The 21321-nt window shown below is 45.1% G+C and carries 12 protein-coding genes; all 12 read right to left on the bottom strand.

The features are described from left to right. Window positions 1-100: 100 nt before the first annotated feature. Window positions 101-2503, bottom strand: a complete 2403-nt coding sequence (locus tag CLV31_RS13450; RefSeq protein ID WP_111393416.1) for an ABC transporter permease — start codon at window positions 2501-2503, stop codon at window positions 101-103. A 262-nt stretch (window positions 2504-2765) separates the two neighbouring features. Continuing rightward, window positions 2766-3509, bottom strand: a complete 744-nt coding sequence (locus tag CLV31_RS13445; protein WP_111393415.1) for an ankyrin repeat domain-containing protein — start codon at window positions 3507-3509, stop codon at window positions 2766-2768. 727 nt (window positions 3510-4236) lie between these two features. After that, on the bottom strand, window positions 4237-4614 hold the full coding sequence (locus CLV31_RS13435; protein ID WP_111393413.1) for a DoxX family protein: 378 nt from the start codon (window positions 4612-4614) through the stop codon (window positions 4237-4239). A gap of 730 nt (window positions 4615-5344) precedes the next feature. Then, entirely contained in the window at window positions 5345-5818 is a 474-nt protein-coding gene (locus tag CLV31_RS13425) for a hypothetical protein (RefSeq protein WP_111393411.1), read from the bottom strand. Between the two features lie 455 nt (window positions 5819-6273). Then, on the bottom strand, window positions 6274-8721 hold the full coding sequence (locus tag CLV31_RS13415) for a GumC family protein (protein WP_111393409.1): 2448 nt from the start codon (window positions 8719-8721) through the stop codon (window positions 6274-6276). A gap of 1 nt (window position 8722) precedes the next feature. Next, the gene (locus tag CLV31_RS13410; RefSeq protein WP_111393408.1) at window positions 8723-9529 is read right to left on the bottom strand and encodes a polysaccharide biosynthesis/export family protein; all 807 of its coding nucleotides are present in this window, start codon (window positions 9527-9529) and stop codon (window positions 8723-8725) included. Between the two features lie 288 nt (window positions 9530-9817). Further along, on the bottom strand, window positions 9818-11683 hold the full coding sequence (locus CLV31_RS13405) for an FAD-dependent oxidoreductase (RefSeq protein WP_111393407.1): 1866 nt from the start codon (window positions 11681-11683) through the stop codon (window positions 9818-9820). Window positions 11684-11695: 12 nt separating this feature from the next. After that, the gene (locus CLV31_RS13400) at window positions 11696-12571 is read right to left on the bottom strand and encodes an ROK family protein (RefSeq protein WP_111393406.1); all 876 of its coding nucleotides are present in this window, start codon (window positions 12569-12571) and stop codon (window positions 11696-11698) included. After that, window positions 12558-13712, bottom strand: coding sequence for a glycoside hydrolase family 18 protein (locus CLV31_RS13395; RefSeq protein ID WP_111393405.1), 1155 nt, complete (start codon window positions 13710-13712; stop codon window positions 12558-12560). The genes CLV31_RS13400 and CLV31_RS13395 overlap by 14 nt, the downstream gene beginning before the upstream one ends. 80 nt (window positions 13713-13792) lie before the next feature. Then, window positions 13793-15358 (bottom strand): SusD/RagB family nutrient-binding outer membrane lipoprotein, encoded by a 1566-nt coding sequence (locus CLV31_RS13390; protein ID WP_111393404.1) that lies wholly within the window; start codon window positions 15356-15358, stop codon window positions 13793-13795. Between the two features lie 14 nt (window positions 15359-15372). Further along, on the bottom strand, window positions 15373-18498 hold the full coding sequence (locus tag CLV31_RS13385) for a SusC/RagA family TonB-linked outer membrane protein (RefSeq protein ID WP_111393460.1): 3126 nt from the start codon (window positions 18496-18498) through the stop codon (window positions 15373-15375). A gap of 627 nt (window positions 18499-19125) precedes the next feature. Beyond that, complete coding sequence (locus CLV31_RS13380) at window positions 19126-21288, bottom strand: glutamine synthetase III family protein (RefSeq protein ID WP_111393403.1); 2163 nt, start codon at window positions 21286-21288, stop codon at window positions 19126-19128. Window positions 21289-21321 lie beyond the last annotated feature (33 nt).

Here is a 21321-nt window from a genome sequence, read left to right as displayed (position 1 = left end):
GAATCTACCTCTTTTTGGCAAACTACCCCTCAAAGTACCCAAACCATCCCCTTGTCTCCTTCCATACACAGAGGGATGCTGATCCTTCAACCCTCCACAGCTATTCATAACTCAGCGATCTGACCGGATTGATCAGGGCTACCTTGATGGTGTGGACGCTTACCGTCAGGATGGTAATGATGATCACGAGCAGGCTCGGAACTGCAAAAACCCACCAGCTCAGGGTAATTCTTGCAGCAAAATCCTGAAGCCAGGAATTCATGATCCAGACGGACAGCGGTATGGAAAGGAGAATCGCGATGGCTACCAGAATGATAAAATCCTTGCTGATCAGACGAAGCAGCCCAAAAAGCGAGGCTCCCAATACCTTTCGGATACCAATCTCCTTGGTCCGCTGAATGGCCGTAAGTGAGGACAAACCAAACAACCCCAGGGATGCAATAAAGATCGCCAGGGCGGAAAAGATACCGAATATTGTCCCAAACTGTTGGTCAGCCTCGTACTGTTGGTTGTAGTGCTCATCCAGAAAAAAATACTCAAAAGGGTTGCCGGGGAATACCTCTTTCCAGTCCTCTTCCAGCGTGGCCATCAGCTCACGGATTTGGGAGGTCTGGACTTTAACCGAATAAAATCCGTTTGGTGCGTCATTGTAACGAAAGATCAATGCGTCATAGGATTTTTTGAGGGATTCCTGATGGTAGTCTTTCATCACACCCACGATATTGAAGGTATCGCCCCAAAAGAAAATGCGGTCATTGATAGCCTCTTCCGGAGATGAAAATCCCATCAGGCGGCTGGCAGACTCGTTGAGCAGCACATTTTTCCACTCATTGCTTACCTCATCGGAAAAATCCCTGCCCGTGACCATCTCCAGACCAAAACTTTCATTAAATGAACCGTCAGTCATGATCACCCGGTATTGGTTTTGCTCGTCCTCTCCCTGGCTGAGTCTGCGAATTCCTCCTGCATTCCAATTGGGCTGCGTACCGGGTACTGCCGTCGAAGCAGTCACCGAAAGCACCTCGGTGTAGTCGGCGATTCGCTGCTTGAATACCTGGTATTTTTGCTTGTAGGTAGAATCAGTGACGCTGGGAGACCGCAGCACGAGCGTCTGTTCGATATCTACACCCAAATCCTGATTTTGCATGTAACGCAGCTGAAGAAATACCGTGAAGGTGCCCACCATCAGCGTAATCGATGCGATAAACTGTGCGATCACCATCCCTTTCCGGAGCAAAAGTCCTTGGTCTGTATTCTTGAATTTTCCTTTCAATACCTCCACAGGACGAAAGGAAGAAAGCACGAAGGCAGGATAAATCCCCGACATCACAGCGCCTAATACGATCAATACCAACAGGACAAGCCAAAAAACGGGCTGCAAAAACAGCTGATATCCCAGTTCCCGGCCCGTCAATCCGCTAAACCAAGGGGTCAGCAGAATGGCAAAACCGGCAGCGAAGAGAACAGCCATCAGATTCAGAAACAAGGACTCTGTCAGAAATTGCTGAACCAATTGGGATTGGTATCCTCCCATGACTTTGCGGATGCCTACCTCCCTGGCCCGCTCCACAGACTTCGCTGTGGAAAGGTTGATGTAGTTGATCCAGGCAATGACGAGGATAAGTATGGCCACCACCGATAAAAAATAAACCGACTGCCGATTCCCGTTAGCCTTGAATTCCATGATATAGTCCGAGTCCAGGTGGATGTCCTGTACAGGCTGTAGGTGAAAAACCATTCCTGCATTGAATTTCCTCATTTCCTCACCCATTTTTTTCTCTACAAAATCAGGCAGTTTTGCTTCGAACGCCTGGGCATCGACTCCATCCTCCAGCAGGATATAGGTCATGAAGCCATCCCAATTCCAGGATAAAACGGGATCGTTCCAGAGTTTTTCGAGCGTAACAAAAGACCCCATCGCATCGATTTTCATGTGGGTATTGACAGGCAGGTCTTCGAACACTCCCGAGACCTCGTATTCGGTCTGACCATTGGCTTTCAGCGTTTTTCCCATCGGGTTTTCTTGTCCGAAGTACTTTTTTGCCATGGACTCGGAGAGTACAATCTTGAATGGCTCTTTCAATACCAAGGAATCCACACCCTCAATCAGGCGGATGGAAAACACTTTGAAGAAATCTTCCGAGGCGAAATACATATCCTCTTCCCGAAAATAGGTATCCCCATTGGCCAAGGTTGCGCCTTGCTTGCTCAGTCGGGCGAAGCGCTTCACCTCGGAAAAATTAGATTTCAGATCGGGACCGATGCCCGCTGCCCCTGCTGCCCATTGGGTAGAAAGTACACCCTTGTCGTACCGATCCAGCTTAATGCGGAAAATCCGGTCGCTTTTTTCCAGAAAACTATCGTAGCTCAGCTCATGAAGTACAAACTGGGCGATCAGCATACAGGCCAGCATTCCGATAGCCAGTCCAGCCACATTGATGAACGTGAAAACCTTGTTTTTGGAAATATGTCTCCAGAGTGAGGTGAAATAGTTTTTGAGCATGGTTGATGACATTGGGTGAGGGAGTCAAAATGAAAAACCGGAAAGCTAGCTCCAATACCATACCTATTACAAAAACATGGTCTAAGCACCTAATTATCACACTCTCTGCAAACCATGGCTCTTATTTTCGGACAGAGTTGTCCGACTGCGAACGAACCTTACCTGGCATTGGTAACTCCCATCTACTTCATCCAGTCCCAGTCGGCAGGCTGATCCAAGCCTTTTACCCCAGGAGCTTGGCTGCCGTTTTTTTCCTTCCGTGTTAACCATACAAATATTTGTTTGGAATGTTGGTCGGAAAATAGTCTAGGCCATAGTTTGATTTAAGCAACAAGGAAACAATCTCATAAATCTGCTTTTCAGTTCTTTGGAACTGTCGGAGCAAACCCATCATTGAATAACTTATGGGATTTACTGAGGGAATAAATGTTTCCCAATCATAACCCTTCCCCCAAATAAGCCCTTTTACCGTGATGGACAAGTCCGCATTTTGGGCAATCAAAAATTTCAAGACATCAATACTTTTGTTTGCGTCTTGGTTGACCGTATGAAAGACAGGCGTGTGTCCACCAAATCCATACTGATCAATTCCTGCTCTTGAATCAATGTCTACTCCGTGTTTTACAAGAACTTCTGCACAGGCCAAATGATTATACTCTGCACAAATATGGAGAAGTGAAACCTCATGAAGCGGCGTAAAAGCACTTTGGAGTGAATACCTTTTGGTAGAAGCATTTTTATCAGCCGCCAACTGTGTTTCCAGCAAGGCGGCATCATCCAGCAAAACAGAAAGTAAAATTTTCTCTTCAAACTCTAAACCCTGGTCCACAAATGCTCGAATGCAGCTTTTAAACCTGGGGCCTCTGGTGTACATGTTTATCAGTTGATAAATCAATGGTTTACCATTTACCATCTGGTTTGGATTGACCCCATGGTTAAAACATTCCTTTATGCCTTCCACGGAATGCAATTCAAAATCTGAAATAATTTTTTGTAAATAATCCATGGAAACTTCAATGGTTAAGGTTTCACTAAAATTACGATTTAGGTCAAGCGTTTTAACGTATTCAGACCAAAAAAGAGGTAATAGGAATTCGGGTTTTCCTATTGCGGGATCAACCTGTGGTTACATCAGGTTTGATTTGGGATAAAAAAGGCTTGACTACCAAAACCTGTTCTTTAAGGGAAGAAGTCTGCACGTATTTCCTGACAGATCAACTAACCGAAAATCCGGAAATGGCCTATTTTCTCCAAATAGACCTACCATTTCCCGCCTCACAGCGTGTTTCATCAAATCCCTGATGGATTAAAATCGGTGATACCAATATGGAGCGATTGAAGCATTTATCCAGGTCCATTGGTTTTATTCAATTTCAAAGCAATCAGCATAAAACTCCCGTGGTCCATAATTGCAAAAACTCCCTTCTCTCTCTAGAAACTTTTTGGCCAGGTTTTTAAAGTGTATGTAAAACTTATGGCCTTGATTGCGATCCGCCCACCGCTTCGTTATTCCCCTATTTTCAAAACCTTGGTCTTTAACCTTCGCCGATCGAGTAATCCGGATCTTCAACAGGTATTTCAAAACAATCTTGGTAACACCCGTCTTTAAAAAAAGTAGGACTGATTGAGAAACAGCCAATGAGCAGTATTAACCGAAAAAATAAAGTAAAAAGAGGCGATGGCTACCTGTAAGGCAACATGATAAAACTATTTGGAACTACCGATTAGGCGGTTTATACGGACCGTTTTCGATGGTAAAGGTAGGATACCACCCCTAAAGCAATCGGACCCAGAAGAACCAGCATTTTTGGATCAAAACCTGCAGCTGCTATTCCGCTGTAAATGGCCCCGCTAAGGTTGAAAGTAAAGCCTGCATAGGCCCATTCCTTTAGCTTGGGAAAACCAGGAACCAGAATAGCAATAACTCCAAGAATCTTGGCAGTTCCTAAAAAAGGAAGCAGGTATAGGGGGTAACCTAAAGCTTGAAATACCTCTACCCACTCTTCGGCCTGCAAGAGATTGGGAATAGCGGAAGAGATCATAAATAGGCTGAATAAGCCTGTAGTGGTCCAATAGATGATTCGGTTCCACTTTGGGTTTGGATTTTTCATGGTGCAATTTCGCAAGTGCTTGAAAATAGTCAATGGACTGGAATTAAAATTCTCTGCCATGGCATTAGCAATCAATGCTTCAAGTCAAACTCAAGGTGATGGACACGGGTATGGGTCTCCAATCGCCAGAAACACATGCCTCTTTCTTTCCATCCCTTTATTTGCGACTATTCTCTTGCAGATACAAATACTACGATAGGGTAGAAAAAAAACTTTCACGATTGTCCGCAATTACACCAGTTGCCTTATTTTCATTGTTAAGCTGGTTGGAAGACCGATGACCGAAGACTGAAGCTTCCGGATTCTGATCCCTTTAGCAGTCAATTAGCCGTATTTTTGTTGATACCGGTAAAAAAGCGGATATACATAAAAACTTTTTATGATTATCCGCTTTTCCGCCTTTTCTAAGTTGAACGCAGTATAAAATTTTTAATTCCTGGGAAATGGCTCCGAAGGAGCCAAACAATTCATGACCCTGTACGAAGTGCAGGGAAAATATGCTCTTGATTGTCCTTGAGCCCTGGAAGGGTGAGACATCTAAGTTCCGCCCTTTCAGGGCTTCCCTTTACAGTTTTTTACTTTAACCCCCGGCTACACCGGGGGTCATTAATTGTTTCAATCCTTCGGATCTTGATGTAACTAAAATATATCTCCTTTCCAAGTGCAAGGTTTAAATTCTGCGAATGGTGTGATTGCGGATATACATAAAAACTTTTTGATCAGGACGTAATTATTTAGGTTCAAAACGAAGTTGTTTCCCTTCTTTGGCAGCCTTTTGATCCAATCCTGATCCCATGGCAATTCCTAAAGCCATACCAATCGGAAGTCCCAATCCCAAAAAAGCCATGTTGTCTAAAGCAATGCCAAAAACCACTCCAAATGGAAGTCCGAATGCGGACATCCCCAAAGGCATCCACATATTTTGGTAATGGTTTTTGGTAGTAAGTCCCAGATTTTTCTCCAAAAATTTCAATATTTTTCTCTGATTTCCCTGAATTTGTTTGATGATGGTCGAGGGATCATGGGAAGTCTGGAATAAAAAATCATTCAGATTTTTAATGGGTTGATTTAAGGAGTCCAACGCAGATTCCGGGAGGTTCCTTGACTTCAATTCCCTTAGTAGTTCTCTGAAAATTTGAAGCTTAGCAGAAATTTTGGGATTGGTTTCCAAAGTCGGAAAAGAATCTAGATCAAGAAGTGGCATAACGTAGAAATGTTAAGTTGGATTTTCACAGGTATAGACAATTCATAAAGTCTATCAATTTGAACCTAAAAATCGAAATGTCCACCTACTGCTTGACCAGCGCAGGTTTTGTGGCGGTAATCAAGGAAGTTAAGTTATTATTGAGTCCGGGTCTTTGCGAGAATTCAGCAGAAATTCCGCCTGAAAAAATCTTTTCCAATGGGCTTAAGGAAGTATTTTTTAAGCATCCTAAATTTAAAAAGGCAAGGAGTCCAGCTCTTTTCCCTAAAAAACAATACGATCCCTACATCGGAATGGACGGGGAAAGCATCAGTCCACGAAAGAAGCAAAAACCAAATTCAGGTCTACAAATCCCCTTGCCCGGGCTTGCTCTCAACAAATTCCAGGTCTCAACGCGGCGTAGTCGTAATTCCCGCATTCCAAGAATCAGAAAAAAGGCCGAGAAAAATCCGGCCTTAACTTTTTCTCCTCAGCGCTCTTTTCCACCAAGGAAGCTGCACTTCATCGTGGTATCCATAGGAATTGCTTCCGTAGCCATAGCCGTATCCGTACCCATAACCGTACCCATAGCCCTTATCAATATGCAGGTCATTGAGGATTCCATACATTTTGGTGACACCACCCTTTTCTACGAGGTTGTTCAGAATCTGTGTATTTCCTTTCATGGAATAGCCTTGTCTGAACACGTAGAAATTCACATCTGAATAAGCAAACAACTCCTTGGTTTCGGAGACCAACCCTACCGGAGGACAGTCAAATACGACCACATCGTATTGATCCTTGATTTCCTTTACAATTTTTCCAAACCTCTCCTGGAGCAACAATTCGGCAGGATTGGGAGGAATAGGTCCAGAGAGAATCACATCGAGGTTTTCATACCCGGAAGACTTCACAACTTCTTGCCAAGAAGTCGAACTGCTCAGACAGGTACTCATTCCTTTGTCATTGACGAGGTTAAAGTCCTGGGCAATTCGGGGCTTTCTCAAATCAAGTCCGATCAGGATGGTCTTTTTTCCCATTAAGGCAAAAACAGATGCTACATTCATGGAAACAAAGGTTTTGCCTTCACCGGAGATGGAAGATGTAAACAGGAGCGTAAGCTTATCTTTCTGAGGACTCAGGTAGGTCAGGTCGGCACGGAGAGACCGGAAGGACTCCGTGACGGTGGATCTCGGATTGTTCAACACGGGAAGGGCATCACCGGAATTGTTACGGCCGATCATCCCGATCAAAGGCACTTTGATTTGCTTTTCCAATTCCTTTGGATCTTCAATCTTGGTATTCAGGAAATCCTTAACCGTAATAAAACCAATCGGCAAAATCAAACCTAAAATCAATCCAATCAGCAAATTCAAAGATCTTTTAGGAGCTACCGGAAGCTGACCGGACTTGGCAAAATCCAAGATCATATTGCTTGGCATGTTGGAAGCTTTGGTGATCTCTGCCTCGGCCTTTTTTTGGAGAAAGTAGATGTAGATATTTTCGTTGATGGTAAACTGCCGGGTGTAACTCAACAGGTTTCGCTCAGTCTCGGGAAGCCGGTTGATGTCCCGTTCTATCATCCGGATCTGGGAATTCAGGTTTGAAATCAGATTTTGCGTGTTGGTCATCGCCGATCCGACATTCTCCTGGAGGGCTTTGGAGGTACTTTGGATTCGGGCATTGATGTCCCGCACTTGAGGGGTTTGTTCGGAGAAATTGGCCGTCAACCTCACTCGGTCTGCCTGGAGTTCCGACAGGTTTTGCACCAAAGCATTCAGAAGCGGATCAGAGGTACCTATAATGGATGGAGCAATCAAATCTCCCGTTTGACTGTTTTTTAGGTAATCGTTTAGCGTCTGTAAATATTTTAGATTGATCTCATTGAGACTTTTCTCTTTTTCGAGTTCCTGCAGGCGCTCGAATATGATCGATCCTTCCTGTGAGAGGTTGAAAATCTTATTCTCGGACCGGTATTGCTGGAGTTTGTTTTCAGAAAATCGAAGCGAATCTGTAATTCCGCTCAGCTGCTGATCGATAAATCGGATGGTATTCTCTGCTGTCCTGTTCTTATCATCCAATTCCCGTTTCAAATAAGTCTCCATGAGTTTGTTGAGGTAGTCTACCCCCAATCTTCGAACCGGAGTCTCCAGGCTCAAAGTCAATATGGAACTCTGTTTGTTGGTCGGTGCTACGGAGATATCCTGAGTAAGCTTCAATGCCAGAGAAGGCGTATCCATCAATCTGAAAAATAGCGTTTCCCCGGGCAAAGCAGAGACTTTTTCAACGGTAAAATGAAAAAAGTCGGAAGAAACCGGTTTACCAAATTCAAAAACACTTGAGTTCAATTCCAGTGTTTCCAGCTTGGATTTGTAGTTTGGATCTTGAGGGTTAAACAGCTGGAAATTATCGTCTTCAACTTCCAATTCAAACCTATTCTCATCGATCACTTCCAATCGAAACAACCCGCCGACTGCCTGATCTTTAGTCCAGTCAGCTTTTATGAATACAGGAACATTGCCGTAAATCTGTTGATTCGAAAATACCCCCTCCCGGAAGTACTGCACATTCATTTCCAACTGGCTGAGTGTCGAATACGCCAGGGTATAAGACCTTAGGATGCCAATTTCATTTTCGATATTGCTTTTGCCCTGAAGACCGGCCAAGCCCGCAGAGGCAAAAAGGTCCGCACCAAGGGAAGTGTTTTCGTCTTTGACAATGACCGTGGACTCCACCTTGTAAATGGGTGTGGCGAATCGGTTGAACAAAAAAGCAGACAGGACTCCAAAGAATGCAAAAAGAATAATCCATGGCCAGTATTGGAGGTAATTGAAAAGAATGACTTTCAAGTCAATCTCATCCTCCTGCTGGATCAAAAAGGGATTGGGGGCTGAAGAAGGGGTTGAAGGAATATTGGGATTCATCTTACCTGGTAAACAAATTAACAATAAGCAAAAGTGAGGTCAGCACTGAAGTAAAAAGAAGCAAGGACTGAGCGGCATTTTCACCGGCACCAACTTCTCTTACTTTCATGGGCTCTGCATAGAGCTGATCATTGGGCTGAATGAAATAAAAAGACGAGTTGATCACCTGACGGTCATTCAAATTGATGCGGTGAAGCTTGGTCCCCTCCGGGTATTGTCGTATCAATAAAATTTCATCTCGCTTGGCAATATTGGACAGATCACCGGCATTGGCAATGGCTTCGAAAATGGTCATTCTGTCCTGAAGCACCACAAACTTTCCGGGTCTGCGAAATTCCCCCAAAGCTGAATATCGGATTCCTCCGAGTTTCACCTTTACATAAACTTCGGTCACGACGTACTCTTTCAGTCTACGCTCGATTTCAATTCTTGCTTCTTCGATGGTTTTATCCTGAACTTTAACTTCACCTACGATGGGGAGCCGAATATTTCCGTTTTTGTCCACGGTGTAGCCCGTCATGTAGTAAATATCTCCACCTCCCTGCGCCATTTGCATCCGCATGGCATTGTTTTCATCGGCTGTGTTGAAGCCATTCTTAAGAAGGTCATCCACCGTCTGCACATTGACATCAATGATGTCGTTGTATTGTAGTTTGTATTCGGGGATTTCGTAAGAAATCAGTTGGCCCTCAGGAATCTGCTCTTTGCCTTCAATATTTTGAAGATAGATGATTTTTTCATTGGACACACAGGAGAACACCACACCACACAACAGGATCCATAGTCCTCCTTTTAAAAGATTTTTCATTATTTATAGCTAGTGAAAAGGATCAAAAACCCGACAAACATACGGGAAAAACCATAAATTTTCTTTGAATTGAGCATTTTTGAAGCCAAAATGATTGTTGGGCTGAGTTTTGAGCAGGTAAACAGCCGGCTTAAAGTCATCCTCGGTTTTTCTTTTTCCCACCCAATTTGCAGACATTCAATAGCAATATGCGGACAGAAATAGAATTACTGTAAGCCTTTGGTTAAATCAAGAACCAAGAAGGAGTTTCAAGGCTGCAAATTACCCCAAGTCAATTGCATCTTGGCTCTAATCTCTAGGCTCTATCCAATACCCGCTCCAGTCCACTTCTTTTTGAAAAATATTCAGAATTCTATCCAAAAGAACAGCGGTCTCTTTTCTGGTCAGAGTTCTGGCTGCGCTAAATTGCCCCGAAAGACCGGCTGTTTTCCACTCATTGAGGATTGTTTCCTCAATCAGATCGGGACGAATGCGCTGTAAAATCAGGATCAATCTTTCTCCCCGAAGATAGTCTCCGGAAGCCCCCCAAAAATCCCTGAGCTCCGGATAAAATGGCCTAAGTCCATCCACTGTTTCAAATTCTGTAGCCAGTCGTTCGGGATAAAACCAGGTTTGATTGGCCCATAGATATGGTACGCCCTCTCCTTTGAATACCCCCAAGGCTCCTGCTTTTTGCATGGACTGGAAGTATGGATCAGAAGGAGTCATATCTATAAAAGGCATGATATAGGCCTTTTGGTCAAGCAAAGCCTGCTGCACCGAACGGATAGAAACTTCTGAAAGGGGTTTCTTTTGCTTCAACGCTTCTGTCGCCAACACTCCGGCTGCATGCCCTATCCCCAGGACAACCGGCTGCAATCTTGTGGCCCCATTCACGATATTGGATACGGAAATACTTTTCTCAGCCAAGATTAGGGCTGGATGCTCTTTAGGAATAAGTGCACCCAGAGGCACATTATAGGAAGGCACCCGGATTTTAATAAAATCAATGGCCGGTGCATCCGGTTTCTTTTTATGATGATGATCGATGGTGTAATCCCCAACCGCCACACCGGTGCGATACAATGAGCTTGGGGCAGCATATGGCGAGCGCACAAAGGGAAGTGTAAAATCCACCAATCCTCTATACCTTCTGGATTCCCGGTGGTAAGGAATCATGGGAAGATGGTCATCGGAAGGATACTCATCTTCTGCCAAACCCAGGTGCCTGAAGCCCAGCTCATGCTGAATGTAATACACAAATCTCAGCGTGGTTTGTTTGGCTTTTTCCAACTCCTTTTCCCGTTCCTCCGGACTAAGCTCCACCAGATTGACATAGTGGTCATTGCCACAATTGGGCCAGTTGATCATGTATTTTCCGTTGGGAAGCTTGCCATAGTCCATCATTTTTCCACAATCCAAGGTTGGATCATGGTCGGTCGTAGGATCGGCATGGGCACAGGCGCAAGCAAACTCGGCAGGATCGTAATCAGCCGGCCGAGGAATGGTCCTATCTACCCCCTGTCCATAATCCTGTAAGGTAGCCACATAGGTCAGGTCCTGCACGATGTCATTACCTTGTTCAGGAGCAAATTCCTCCCCGATTTCGGCCCGGGCATCCATCCCCAATCGATAAGGCAACCCTTGTGCAGCTGCCACATCTCCCAGTTCAGTGGCATCGATCAATAGGGGTGCTTGAATCCGATACAATTGTCCATTTTGCCTGAACACCACAGTCCAAAGCCCTTCAGTATAATTAGCTGAGGTCCATTGACTTTCAAATCTGACCGTCAAATCAGGAACGGTAGCCGCCATTTTTTGTAGGATCTCATTTCCTATCCGAGGTTCAAAGAGCGTATTGGATACCCAGCCCGTGGACAACTTTTCAGGACCTCCATAATAAGCTTCCAACTCTTTTCGAAACTCTCCCCAAATGCCTGAAGGCAAGCGATGATTCCCATCGATCGCCGAAACCCCGGCGGAAGTCAGCATCCCTCCCAACCAGGAAGTGGGCTCCAAAATAACAGTTTTGGTTCCCATCCTCCCTGCCGCTATGCCAGCAGCTGTTCCACTGGCCCCACCTCCCACGATGATCAAGTCTACTCGGTCTTGACCTTGAACCGGGATTTGGAGGATATAGAGTAAAAAGACCAGAATTGCGGCTGTTTTTTTCATAGTTGTCGTATTTCAGTGGTTTAAAAATGGAGAAATTGCGCCAATGAGAGCCGCATTTTCACCCAAATGAGAAACTTCTATCGGAACTTGGACACCAAATTCCCTTAAGTATTCGAGTGTAGCGGGTACAAACCTAGGGGCCGATTGGGAAATTTTCCCTCCCAGAATTACTTTTTGGATCTGAAGCCTGACCAGGTAAGGAATTAAAAATTCTCCCAAGGTTCGCCCAAATTCCTCAAATAAATGCTGAGCTATGCCCGGATCAAACGAAGAATCCAGCAAGTCTTTGACTCCTGCGATTTGGACTCCATATCCTGCAAATGCTTTGTTTACAAACCATCTGGTACCCAAATAATCTTCGGCAATTCCATTCCGAAAGGGGGCCGTCCAAAGCTTGGCATCTTTGGTCACATCCAGTACTTTGATGGCCGACCCCAATCCGGTACCCAAAGTAATTCCAATGAGATGGTCCAGACCCATGCCGCTCCCTGCCAGGCTTTCTCCTGTCAAAAAGGCTTCGGCATCATTGATAAATTTTATTTGCCCAGTAGACACTTGTAGCTGTTCTGCCAACAGGTCTTTCACCGATAAGCCATACAAGGCTTTCATTTTTCCCTGAACCTGAATCCTCGACACCCCATGGTCATAATCAAATGGTCCGGGCATACTGATTCCAAACTGTACATCCCTCCTTCCTTCCGAAACCTTTGAGATGGCTTGTGTCCAGGAGGAAATAATGGATTCGGCATTAAGTCCGGTGTCCACTTCCTGTTGATACAGATCCTGTATCAAAAATCGACGGTCCACAGTACCCACTTTTGCCGCGGAAATATGGGTACCGCCTATGTCAATCCCTATCCGGAAAGGCGAAGAATCATTTAGACCCATTCTGAGGATTTAATGCTTGAAACATCGTTTCCAAAAGGGTCCCTTCCGGGTCCTCGGACAATTCCCAAAACATCGCTCCTGCCAATCCTTTTTTCAGGATATAGTTCATCTTGACGGCCATGGATTGTTCGTCTTCATAAGTGACCCAATAGTTGGCTGTTGGGGCAAAAAGAAAGGGATTTTGTGCCTGACTGTCCCAATGCCTTTGATACGAGTCATCCTTTAGAAGCTCCTTGATCTGTGCATAGGGCATGGATTTGTCAAATTCCCCCGACTGATACCTTCCCAAGGTCTCTCCTGCCTCAACATTTTTCCAACGCTTGCCATAAAAAGGCACTCCCAACACGATTTTTTCTGCCGGCACTCCAAACTCAATATGCTCCAATACCGCCGAATCGGCCGACCTCCCCTTTTTCTTTTCAGGAACCAAATGCTCTTCTCCATTGAAAAGGTTGGCATGATGACCGGTGATGCGATCTCCGGCGCCAAAAAGATCATAAGCCATGATATTGATAAAATCCAGGTATTGCTGAGCAGTCCGAAGATCATTGACTTCAAGGTATTGCCTGAATCCTCCCGAGGCAATCGTACTCAGATAATGCTTGTCCTGAAGATTACCCAAAGAATCCAATGCTTCCCGGAAGCTTTTGAGCATGGCTACGAAGTTTTCCCGATCCTCCGGGCGAACCGGGTTGTTGTCCCCAGGCCAGGCGGGATATTCCCAATCAAAGTCCAACCCATCAAGTTGATGTTTGATTAAAAAATCAATTCCAGAACGGGTAAGCTTTTCGCGACTTTCTTCCGTGAGCACTGCGTCTGAGAATCCCTTTGACCAAGTCCAACCTCCGATCGAAACCAGAATCTTCAAATCCGGATTTCTTTTTTTGAGTTGTTGGAGAAGAATAAAATTCAGGCTATCCCGCTCAGCCAATCCCTTTCCTGAAGTCACCACCCCATTTTCCACATTGGCGAAAGCATAGTTGAGGTGGGTCAATTTTTCAGCAGGAATTTTCTCAGGATCTACCCCTTTCCAGGATGCGACATATCCGATGATGTAAGGCTTTCGGTTTTGGGCATTGAGACAAAACACAAAGCTTCCCATTAAAGCGATGGTGAAAAAGGTCAGTTTCCAATTCTTCATTTTGTTCTGGGTTTAGGTTCAAAAAAAACAGAGGTCTTGGACGAATCCAAAACCTCTGAATGAATTATTTAGCAGGAAGATTATTTTCCTCCGTCCCACCAAACTTTGGTGGCAAACAGGTCAGCTCCCATACGGGCAATGGCATCACTGTAATTTTTAGGATTGGATCCGATCTCATTTTCCCAATACTTCAATCTTCGAGGAATAAAGTTTCCTTCAAAGGCATTCGGGTCATTGGTAGGAGTCAAAGCAGGAAAGCCTGTTCTTCTCCAGTTGGACCATGCTTCAATCGCATTCAGGAAATTGGCTGCCCAATATTCTTCTCCGATCAGTCTGAGCTTGTTAGCGTTGGATGCAGCTGCAAATCCTCTTCCAGCAAGGTACGCCGCCGTTTTGTCCGGAGTCACTGCAAAAGAAGGATCAAAATACACCCAGGAATTGATCGCCGCGGTGACGCCATTGTTGAAGTGAGATTCGGCAGAGGTCGAAATCCAGCCTTTGACAGCTGCCTCAGCTTTCATCAACTCCACTTCTGCGTAAGAGACCAGGTAGTAAGGGTCTTCCCAATCCAAATACTTCAGGTTGAGCATGGAGAAGTTACGCTGCACAATAGGGAATCGGCTAAGGGTACCCGGAGGAACCGCGTTGACGATATTGGTAGAAGTATATCCGTTTGGCATACCTATCTGCTGAGCAGGATCGGTGATCCAAGTGGCAGGTACCTCCGGATCTCCAATTCCACCGGTTAGGATCATCTTTCTCGGATCATTGTTGGCATTCATCCAGTTCATCATCGTCGCGGAGATTTTGCAGTCTCGGGAATACTTGTAGGTATTCCAATAGCCATCATTCAATCCGTTTCTGTTTACTCCCTGAGGACCCGGAGCATATTTGATAAAGGCAATGTCATCATTGGAGGTGAATGCTCCACTGTTGTTGGCCTCAATAAATACCTGCTGTGCAGTAGTAGGATCTACATTGCTCATTCTCATGGCGATCCTCATCAACAAGGCATTGGCAAATTTTTTCCACTTGGAAATATTCCCATTGTAAATGAAATCCTGAGCACCCAAAGGTCGAGCAGATTCGGAGAATCTATCTCTAGCCGCTCGGAGATCAGCAATCATTGCCGTATAGATATCCTTTTGAGCATCATATTTCGGGAACCAGTTTTCTTCTCCTTCCAGACCTTTACCGGCTTGGAAATAAGGAATATCTCCATAGATATCCGTCATCCGGTGCAGGTCAAATACTCTCAGGATTGTAGCCGCTGCATTGAGGTTAGCCTGGGAGGCATCCCCTTCTGTCTTGCTGATCACATGAGTAAGCAGTCGGACCACACCGGTATAATGGGTTTCCATGTAAGCTCCCGAATATTGCGGGTTGTAGAAATACTTATCTCCGCTGAAATATCCTGCGGTAGAGGCAGTCTGCTGAACCATGGTAGATGCGTAAAGCATCGCGATTCGGGTATTTTCATACTCTCCTCCTATGGCCAAAGTGGCTCTGGAGAAAAGGTACGACATATCGATATTGGTGGCTGAGTTTTGATCAATGTTCAGGTCCAGCAATTCGGACTCGTTGCAGGAGGTGAAAGTAAGCGTCCCTGCCATCAATGCTATCGCCAGTTTTCTTGAAATTTTCATAGCTCTTGGGTCAATTAAAAGTTGGCTGATAAATTAAATCCATAGCTTCTGTTGGTTGGCATACCGAAGAATTCCAAACCTTGGGAATTTCCGTCCACAGCATAAGCAGATTCAGGATCCACATTAGGAATTTTTGACCAAAGAAGGGCCAGATTTCTACCTACAAAAGACAAAGACAAGTTGGTAAACGGAGTCTTGGAGATCATGGAATTCGGGAATGTGTATCCAAAAGACATCTCTCTCAATTTGGCGAAGGAAGCATCATAAACGATGTTTTCAGTCACCAAAGCATAGCGCTGCCAATAGTTGTCGATCAGGTAGCGGGCTGGATTGGTCGGATCTGCCGGAATGGTCCAGGTATTGGCTTCACCTGCGGCAGTTACCCCACTTACGGTCAAGGTACCGTCACGACCTACCAAGGTCTCTTTGTGCAAGCCGTTGTTGTAAGCAAAGTAATTGGTACCCGAAACCATGTGACCACCCTGACGGATATCAATCAAGGTGTAGAGTCTGAATCCTTTCCAGGACAGGGTATTGCTCAAACCGGCTGAAATCGGATGACGGCCTTCTGCCAAAGTTTCAAATCCAGCTGTAGTCACGGGGAATCCATTGGCATCGTACACCGGCTGTCCATTCACTCTCAAGTGCTTGTAACCTGCGATCATACCCAGTGGGAAACCCACTACGTGTCGGATATTCTCCCGCATCAAGCGGGACTGACCCAAGTTGATAAACTGAATAGGTTCACCGGCTGCATTGGTACCCAAGCTGAGTACTTCAGAGATGTTGTTGGCAAAATTGAAGGACACATCCCATCTCACCGCACGGTCGATTGGAGTGACATTCAACAAGAGTTCAATCCCTCTGTTGTTGAGTTCACCGATATTGACCGTAGTCGATCCAAAACCGGAGGTAGCTGAAATACCGGTAGCAAGGATGTCGTTTCTGGTGGTTCGGTTATAATATGCGATATCCAATCCTACCTTATTATTGAAGAATCGGAAATCAGCACCGAATTCATATTCGCTGGATCGGTATGGGCCTAGGTTTGCGTTTGGAATAGATCCGTTGTTGATCTGTCCCAAGTTGGCACCCAAGTGACCTGCACCTACCAGACCATAAGTCAAGTTGAGGGCATAAGGATTTGGAGCTCCTCCACCTGCTTCACCCCAAGAGCCACGAACTTTGGCAAAGGTGATGAACTCGGGAAGGGTGACCATATCACTGATTACGGCACTCAGACCCACAGATGGGTAGAAAAGCTTGCTGTTTGCCGGAGTAAGTGTAGAAAACTGATCCTGACGTGCGGTTGCATTCAAGAAGATCATGTTTTTGTATCCTACGTTGGCAGAGGCGAAATAGGAATTGATTCCATACTCAGAAAAACCATAGTCAATACTTGGAGCTCTTACGTTTCTTACCGAGCTGAAGAAAGGAATAACCAGGTCATTACCTCCGCCTCTTAAGCTCTCAGAAGTGCTTCTCATTCGGTTGCCTCCTACAAAACCATCCACCGAGATATCTCCGAAGGTTTTGTTGAATCCGATAAACAAGTCTGCATTGTCTTCTCTGAGGGTACGCTCGGTCAGGTTGTAATCACCCAAAGGCTTATAAGCCGTACCATAAGGCTCTGAAGTTCTGTCCACACGGGACTGGAAGTCCATACCCAATCTTGCCTGTACATAGAGCCAGTCAGTCAAATCATATTTCAAAGACACATTTCCCAAGAAACGGTTGGTCTCATCTTCTCTGAAGAACTGATAAGCCGCCCAATAAGGGTTGGTTTGAAACACATTGCCTTGGTAGCGAAGTTCTGTTCCATTTTCGTTTGCTCCCAGCTTGCTGGTGGTTCCTCTCATCACCTCCAACGGAATATTTGCCGGCTTGACCAACATGGCAAAGTTGGCGTTACCCGGAGAGTCGGAAAGTCTGGGACGGTTTTTTGCAAATTGATTGGAATATTGACCGGAAGCAGTGAGTGTCAATTTTCCCATTTTACCATTTACGTTGATGTTGGCCACTCTTCGCTTAAATCCGGCATTGGGGATAATGTCCTTGTTGTCCAAATCAGAGAATGAAAAACGGAAATTGCCATTTTCATTTCCTCCATCCAATGCCACGGAATTGTTGAGGGTATAGGCAGTTTCGAAGAAATCCGAAAGACCTTCACCGGTAAAGGCATAAGGCCTTTGTACTCCATCAAACTGAATGGAAGGAGATCCATCAAAAGCTGAACCCCATCCGTTGTTTCCGGTATTGAGGGCTTCATCTTGGGTCGTTGGTCTTCTTCCATCGATACCCGGACCATATTGTCTTTGAAAATCAGTCTGATCCCACACCCGGTCAAAGGTAATGTTGGAGTTTAAGGAGACGCCAATCCCTTTTCTCTTCATCCCGCCTTTGGTGGTGATCAAAATAACTCCGTTTGCCGCTCTTGCTCCATAAAGTGCCGCAGCAGCATTTCCTTTCAATACCGAGATGCTCTCGATATCGTCCGGGTTGATGGAATTCAATCCGTCACCGGAGTCATTTCCACCCCACATCCCTGCGTTACCAAGGTTTCGGGACTCGATGGGAATACCATTGACCACATAGAGTGGCTGATCATTGCCCGTCAAGGATGAGCCACCACGGATCACCACCCGGGTAGAACCCGCGGCTCCGGTGGCCGGAGGAGTCACATTGACACCTGCTACTTTACCGGATAGGGCATTTCCGAAGTTGATCGCCCGGGACTCCGTGAAGCGGTCTCCGCCTACTTGGGTTACGGAGTAACCCAGGGCTTTTTTGTCCCGCTCCATCCCGAATGCAGTCACCACTACTTCAGATAGATTGCTGGCTTCCTCATCCAAGACCACATTGAGCTCACTCATGTTGCCCACTGTTACTTCTTTGGAGGAAAAACCAATGAAGGAAAACACCAAAACGGATTTGTCCGTCACCGAAATCGAATACTCTCCCTCCACATTGGTAGTAGTACCCGACTGATTACTCTTGTCCAGGATTGTGACGCCCGGCATGGGAAGACCATCTGTTGAAGCAGTGACCTTTCCCCTCAACACTCTTCGTTGGTCTTGTGCCGAGACAGTAAAACTCAGCAGAAGAGCCATTGCGAAAGCGATTGATAGAAACTTTCTCATAGCTGGTAATAAAAGGTTAGAAATAAATTGATTGGTAATTCCGAACGGACGTCCGGATGCTTTGGGGAGAAAGGATGTTGTAAACCTTGCACCATATATTTTCATTTAGACCCACTTCTCATTAGAAAAGGCCAGAAAATGAGCGAAAACCATTACTAAAAATCCGATTAAACAGTCCCATTTTAGCCTAACTGGGATAAATCTAGAAAATTCTCAAAAATCTTCAAAAAGTTTCTTTCATTTTTTTAAATAAAGTGAAATTATTTATTCGATTTTTTTTTAAAAGTACAGAATAGGACTTCATCTTTTTTAACTAACTCAGAAACTTATTGAACTTTTAACCAACAAAAATTTAACATCAACAAAAAACGTAATAGTTAATAGTATACTTATCTAAAATTTCAATTTCCAAACCTTAGAATAAGCCAATCCAGCCCCTCAAAAAAGAAGCAATCTTTTTGAGATACACGAAAATTTTACTTTACCACACTCCTGACCACTCTTCCCGTCAAAAAAAGACCCCAGACCAAAAATCAACCAATTATCCTCAAGCGGAAAATCTCCCTTGAACCGAAACAAAAAAGCCACCCTGAATCAGGATGGCTTTTGAAAGACAATCAAGGATGATTATCTGATAAAGAGCATTTCACGATATTTTACCAAAGGCCAGCTTTCGTCATCCACCAGCAGTTCCAGCTTGTCAACGGCGTAGCGGATTTTATCGAAATAGGCCTCTTTCACTTCTTTCTGATATCCTTTTGCACGCTTGACCACATCATCTTCCTTATTGAGCTGCTTTCTGGCTTCGGTCATTTCATTGACGAAGGTTCTCAGATTGGCAATATGCTTGGAGACATCTTTGATGGTCTCAATCGGCGCTGAATTATCCAAACCAAGGCCTTTCAAACCGTTGGCATTTTCGATCAGCTTGTTCTGATACAAAATTGCAGTTGGGATGATGTGATTGAGAGCCAAATCACCCATCACCCGGCTTTCGATCTGAACTTTCTTGATGTATGCTTCCAATTCGATCTCGTGACGGGCATGCACTTCGATGTGATTTAGGACATTGTGACGCTCGAAAAGCTCTTTGGTAGCCTTTTTGGTGTACACATCCAAAGCCTCTGGCGTAGATTTGAAGTTGTTCAAGCCTCTCTTTTCCGCTTCTTTTGCCCACTCTTCAGAGTAGCCATCCCCTTCGAATCGGATCTTCTTGGATTCTTTGATGTATTTTCTAAGAACATTCACGATGGCAATTTTCTTCTCTTTGCCTGCGTTCATTTCTTTTTCGATATCCTTATACAACTGCTTCAGGACATCCGCCACGATCACGTTAAGGGTCATCATCGGCCCACCGCAGTTGGCAGAAGAACCTACCGCGCGGAATTCGAACTTGTTTCCTGTGAAAGCGAATGGGGAAGTTCTGTTTCGGTCGGTGTTGTCCAGGATGATTTCCGGGATTTTGGAGATGCCCAACTTCATGTACATGTTGTCACCCTTCTCGATTTTCACGTTACCGTTTTTCTCCAACTCATCAAGCAATTCAGACAAAGTCGCACCCAAGAAAGTGGACATGATGGCCGGAGGGGCTTCATTGGCTCCCAATCGGAAGTCGTTGGATGCCGAAGCGATACTCGCTCTCAACAAGTCGGCATGGTCATAAACCGCTTTAACGGTAGCTACCAAGAATACGAGGAACTGCAAGTTTTCTCTGGCAGAGTTGCTTGGCTGGAACAAGTTTACTCCGGTATCGGTAATCAAAGACCAGTTGTTGTGCTTGCCGCTACCATTGACACCGGCAAATGGTTTTTCATGGAATAGAACCTTTAGACCGTGCTTTTCAGCCACCTTGTCCATCACATCCATCAACAACTGATTGTGATCGATGGCCTTGTTGATTTCTTCAAAAATCGGTGCCACTTCAAACTGGCCCGGAGCTACCTCATTGTGACGGGTAGAAACCGGAATTCCCAATTTGTGGGCTTCCACTTCAAAATCCATCATAAAATCCTTCACTCGGGTAGGAATCGATCCAAAATAGTGATCTTCCAACTGCTGACCTCTGGCTGGAGTATGTCCATAAACAGATCGGCCGGACATCACCAAGTCGGGACGGGCAGCATAAAGCGCCTTGTCCACCACGAAATATTCCTGTTCGATACCCAGTGACGGCGTTACCTTTCTCACATTTCGGTCGAAAAGTTGGCAGATAGCTACCGCAGCTTCGTTGATGGCTTCCATTGATTTCAACAATGGAGTCTTGTAATCCAAAGCCTCTCCGGTATAGGAAACGAAGATGGTTGGGATACAAAGTGTCTTTTCAAATACAAAAATCGGAGAAGAAGGATCCCATGCGGTATATCCTCTTGCTTCAAATGTAGAGCGAATACCTCCATTTGGGAAAGAGGATGCATCGGGCTCCTGCTGTACCAAAGCGGAACCTTTGAATTTCTCCATCCCGGCATACATGTCAAAAAACGAATCATGCTTTTCTGCCGTGGAGCCTGTCAATGGCTGAAACCAGTGTGTGTAGTGTGTCACCCCTTTGGAAATGGCCCATATCTTCACCGCAGATGCTACTTCTTCTGCTGTGGACGGATCGATTTTTGAACCTTTATCGATCGCTTCCATTACTTTTTTGAAAACAGAAGGAGCCAAAGACTGCTTCATTTGTGCCGGACCAAAAACATTGGTCCCGAAGAAGTCCGAAATTTTGGTGGAAGGCGGAGTTACGCCTATTCGAGGTCTAGCCTGAACCATTGCCAAGGCTTGTTGTCTCAATGTTGCCATATCTACGATTTGTGGTTTAAGATTACACCGACA

The sequence above is a fragment of the Algoriphagus aquaeductus genome, from assembly GCF_003253485.1.
Classification (GTDB): Bacteria; Bacteroidota; Bacteroidia; order Cytophagales; family Cyclobacteriaceae; genus Algoriphagus; species Algoriphagus aquaeductus.
Note: the sequence above shows the minus strand (reverse complement) of the source record. Positions and strands in the feature narration are given on the sequence as shown.

Excerpts from the sequence above, each read along its gene's own strand:
- CLV31_RS13450 (WP_111393416.1), bottom strand. The coding sequence starts at position 2,503 with ATGCTCAAAAACTATTTCACCTCACTCTGGAGACATATTTCCAAAAAC.
- CLV31_RS13445 (WP_111393415.1), bottom strand. The coding sequence starts at position 3,509 with ATGGATTATTTACAAAAAATTATTTCAGATTTTGAATTGCATTCCGTG.
- CLV31_RS13435 (WP_111393413.1), bottom strand. The coding sequence starts at position 4,614 with ATGAAAAATCCAAACCCAAAGTGGAACCGAATCATCTATTGGACCACT.
- CLV31_RS13425 (WP_111393411.1), bottom strand. The coding sequence starts at position 5,818 with ATGCCACTTCTTGATCTAGATTCTTTTCCGACTTTGGAAACCAATCCC.
- CLV31_RS13415 (WP_111393409.1), bottom strand. The coding sequence starts at position 8,721 with ATGAATCCCAATATTCCTTCAACCCCTTCTTCAGCCCCCAATCCCTTT.
- CLV31_RS13410 (WP_111393408.1), bottom strand. The coding sequence starts at position 9,529 with ATGAAAAATCTTTTAAAAGGAGGACTATGGATCCTGTTGTGTGGTGTG.
- CLV31_RS13405 (WP_111393407.1), bottom strand. The coding sequence starts at position 11,683 with ATGAAAAAAACAGCCGCAATTCTGGTCTTTTTACTCTATATCCTCCAA.
- CLV31_RS13400 (WP_111393406.1), bottom strand. The coding sequence starts at position 12,571 with ATGGGTCTAAATGATTCTTCGCCTTTCCGGATAGGGATTGACATAGGC.
- CLV31_RS13395 (WP_111393405.1), bottom strand. The coding sequence starts at position 13,712 with ATGAAGAATTGGAAACTGACCTTTTTCACCATCGCTTTAATGGGAAGC.
- CLV31_RS13390 (WP_111393404.1), bottom strand. The coding sequence starts at position 15,358 with ATGAAAATTTCAAGAAAACTGGCGATAGCATTGATGGCAGGGACGCTT.
- CLV31_RS13385 (WP_111393460.1), bottom strand. The coding sequence starts at position 18,498 with ATGAGAAAGTTTCTATCAATCGCTTTCGCAATGGCTCTTCTGCTGAGT.
- CLV31_RS13380 (WP_111393403.1), bottom strand. The coding sequence starts at position 21,288 with ATGGCAACATTGAGACAACAAGCCTTGGCAATGGTTCAGGCTAGACCT.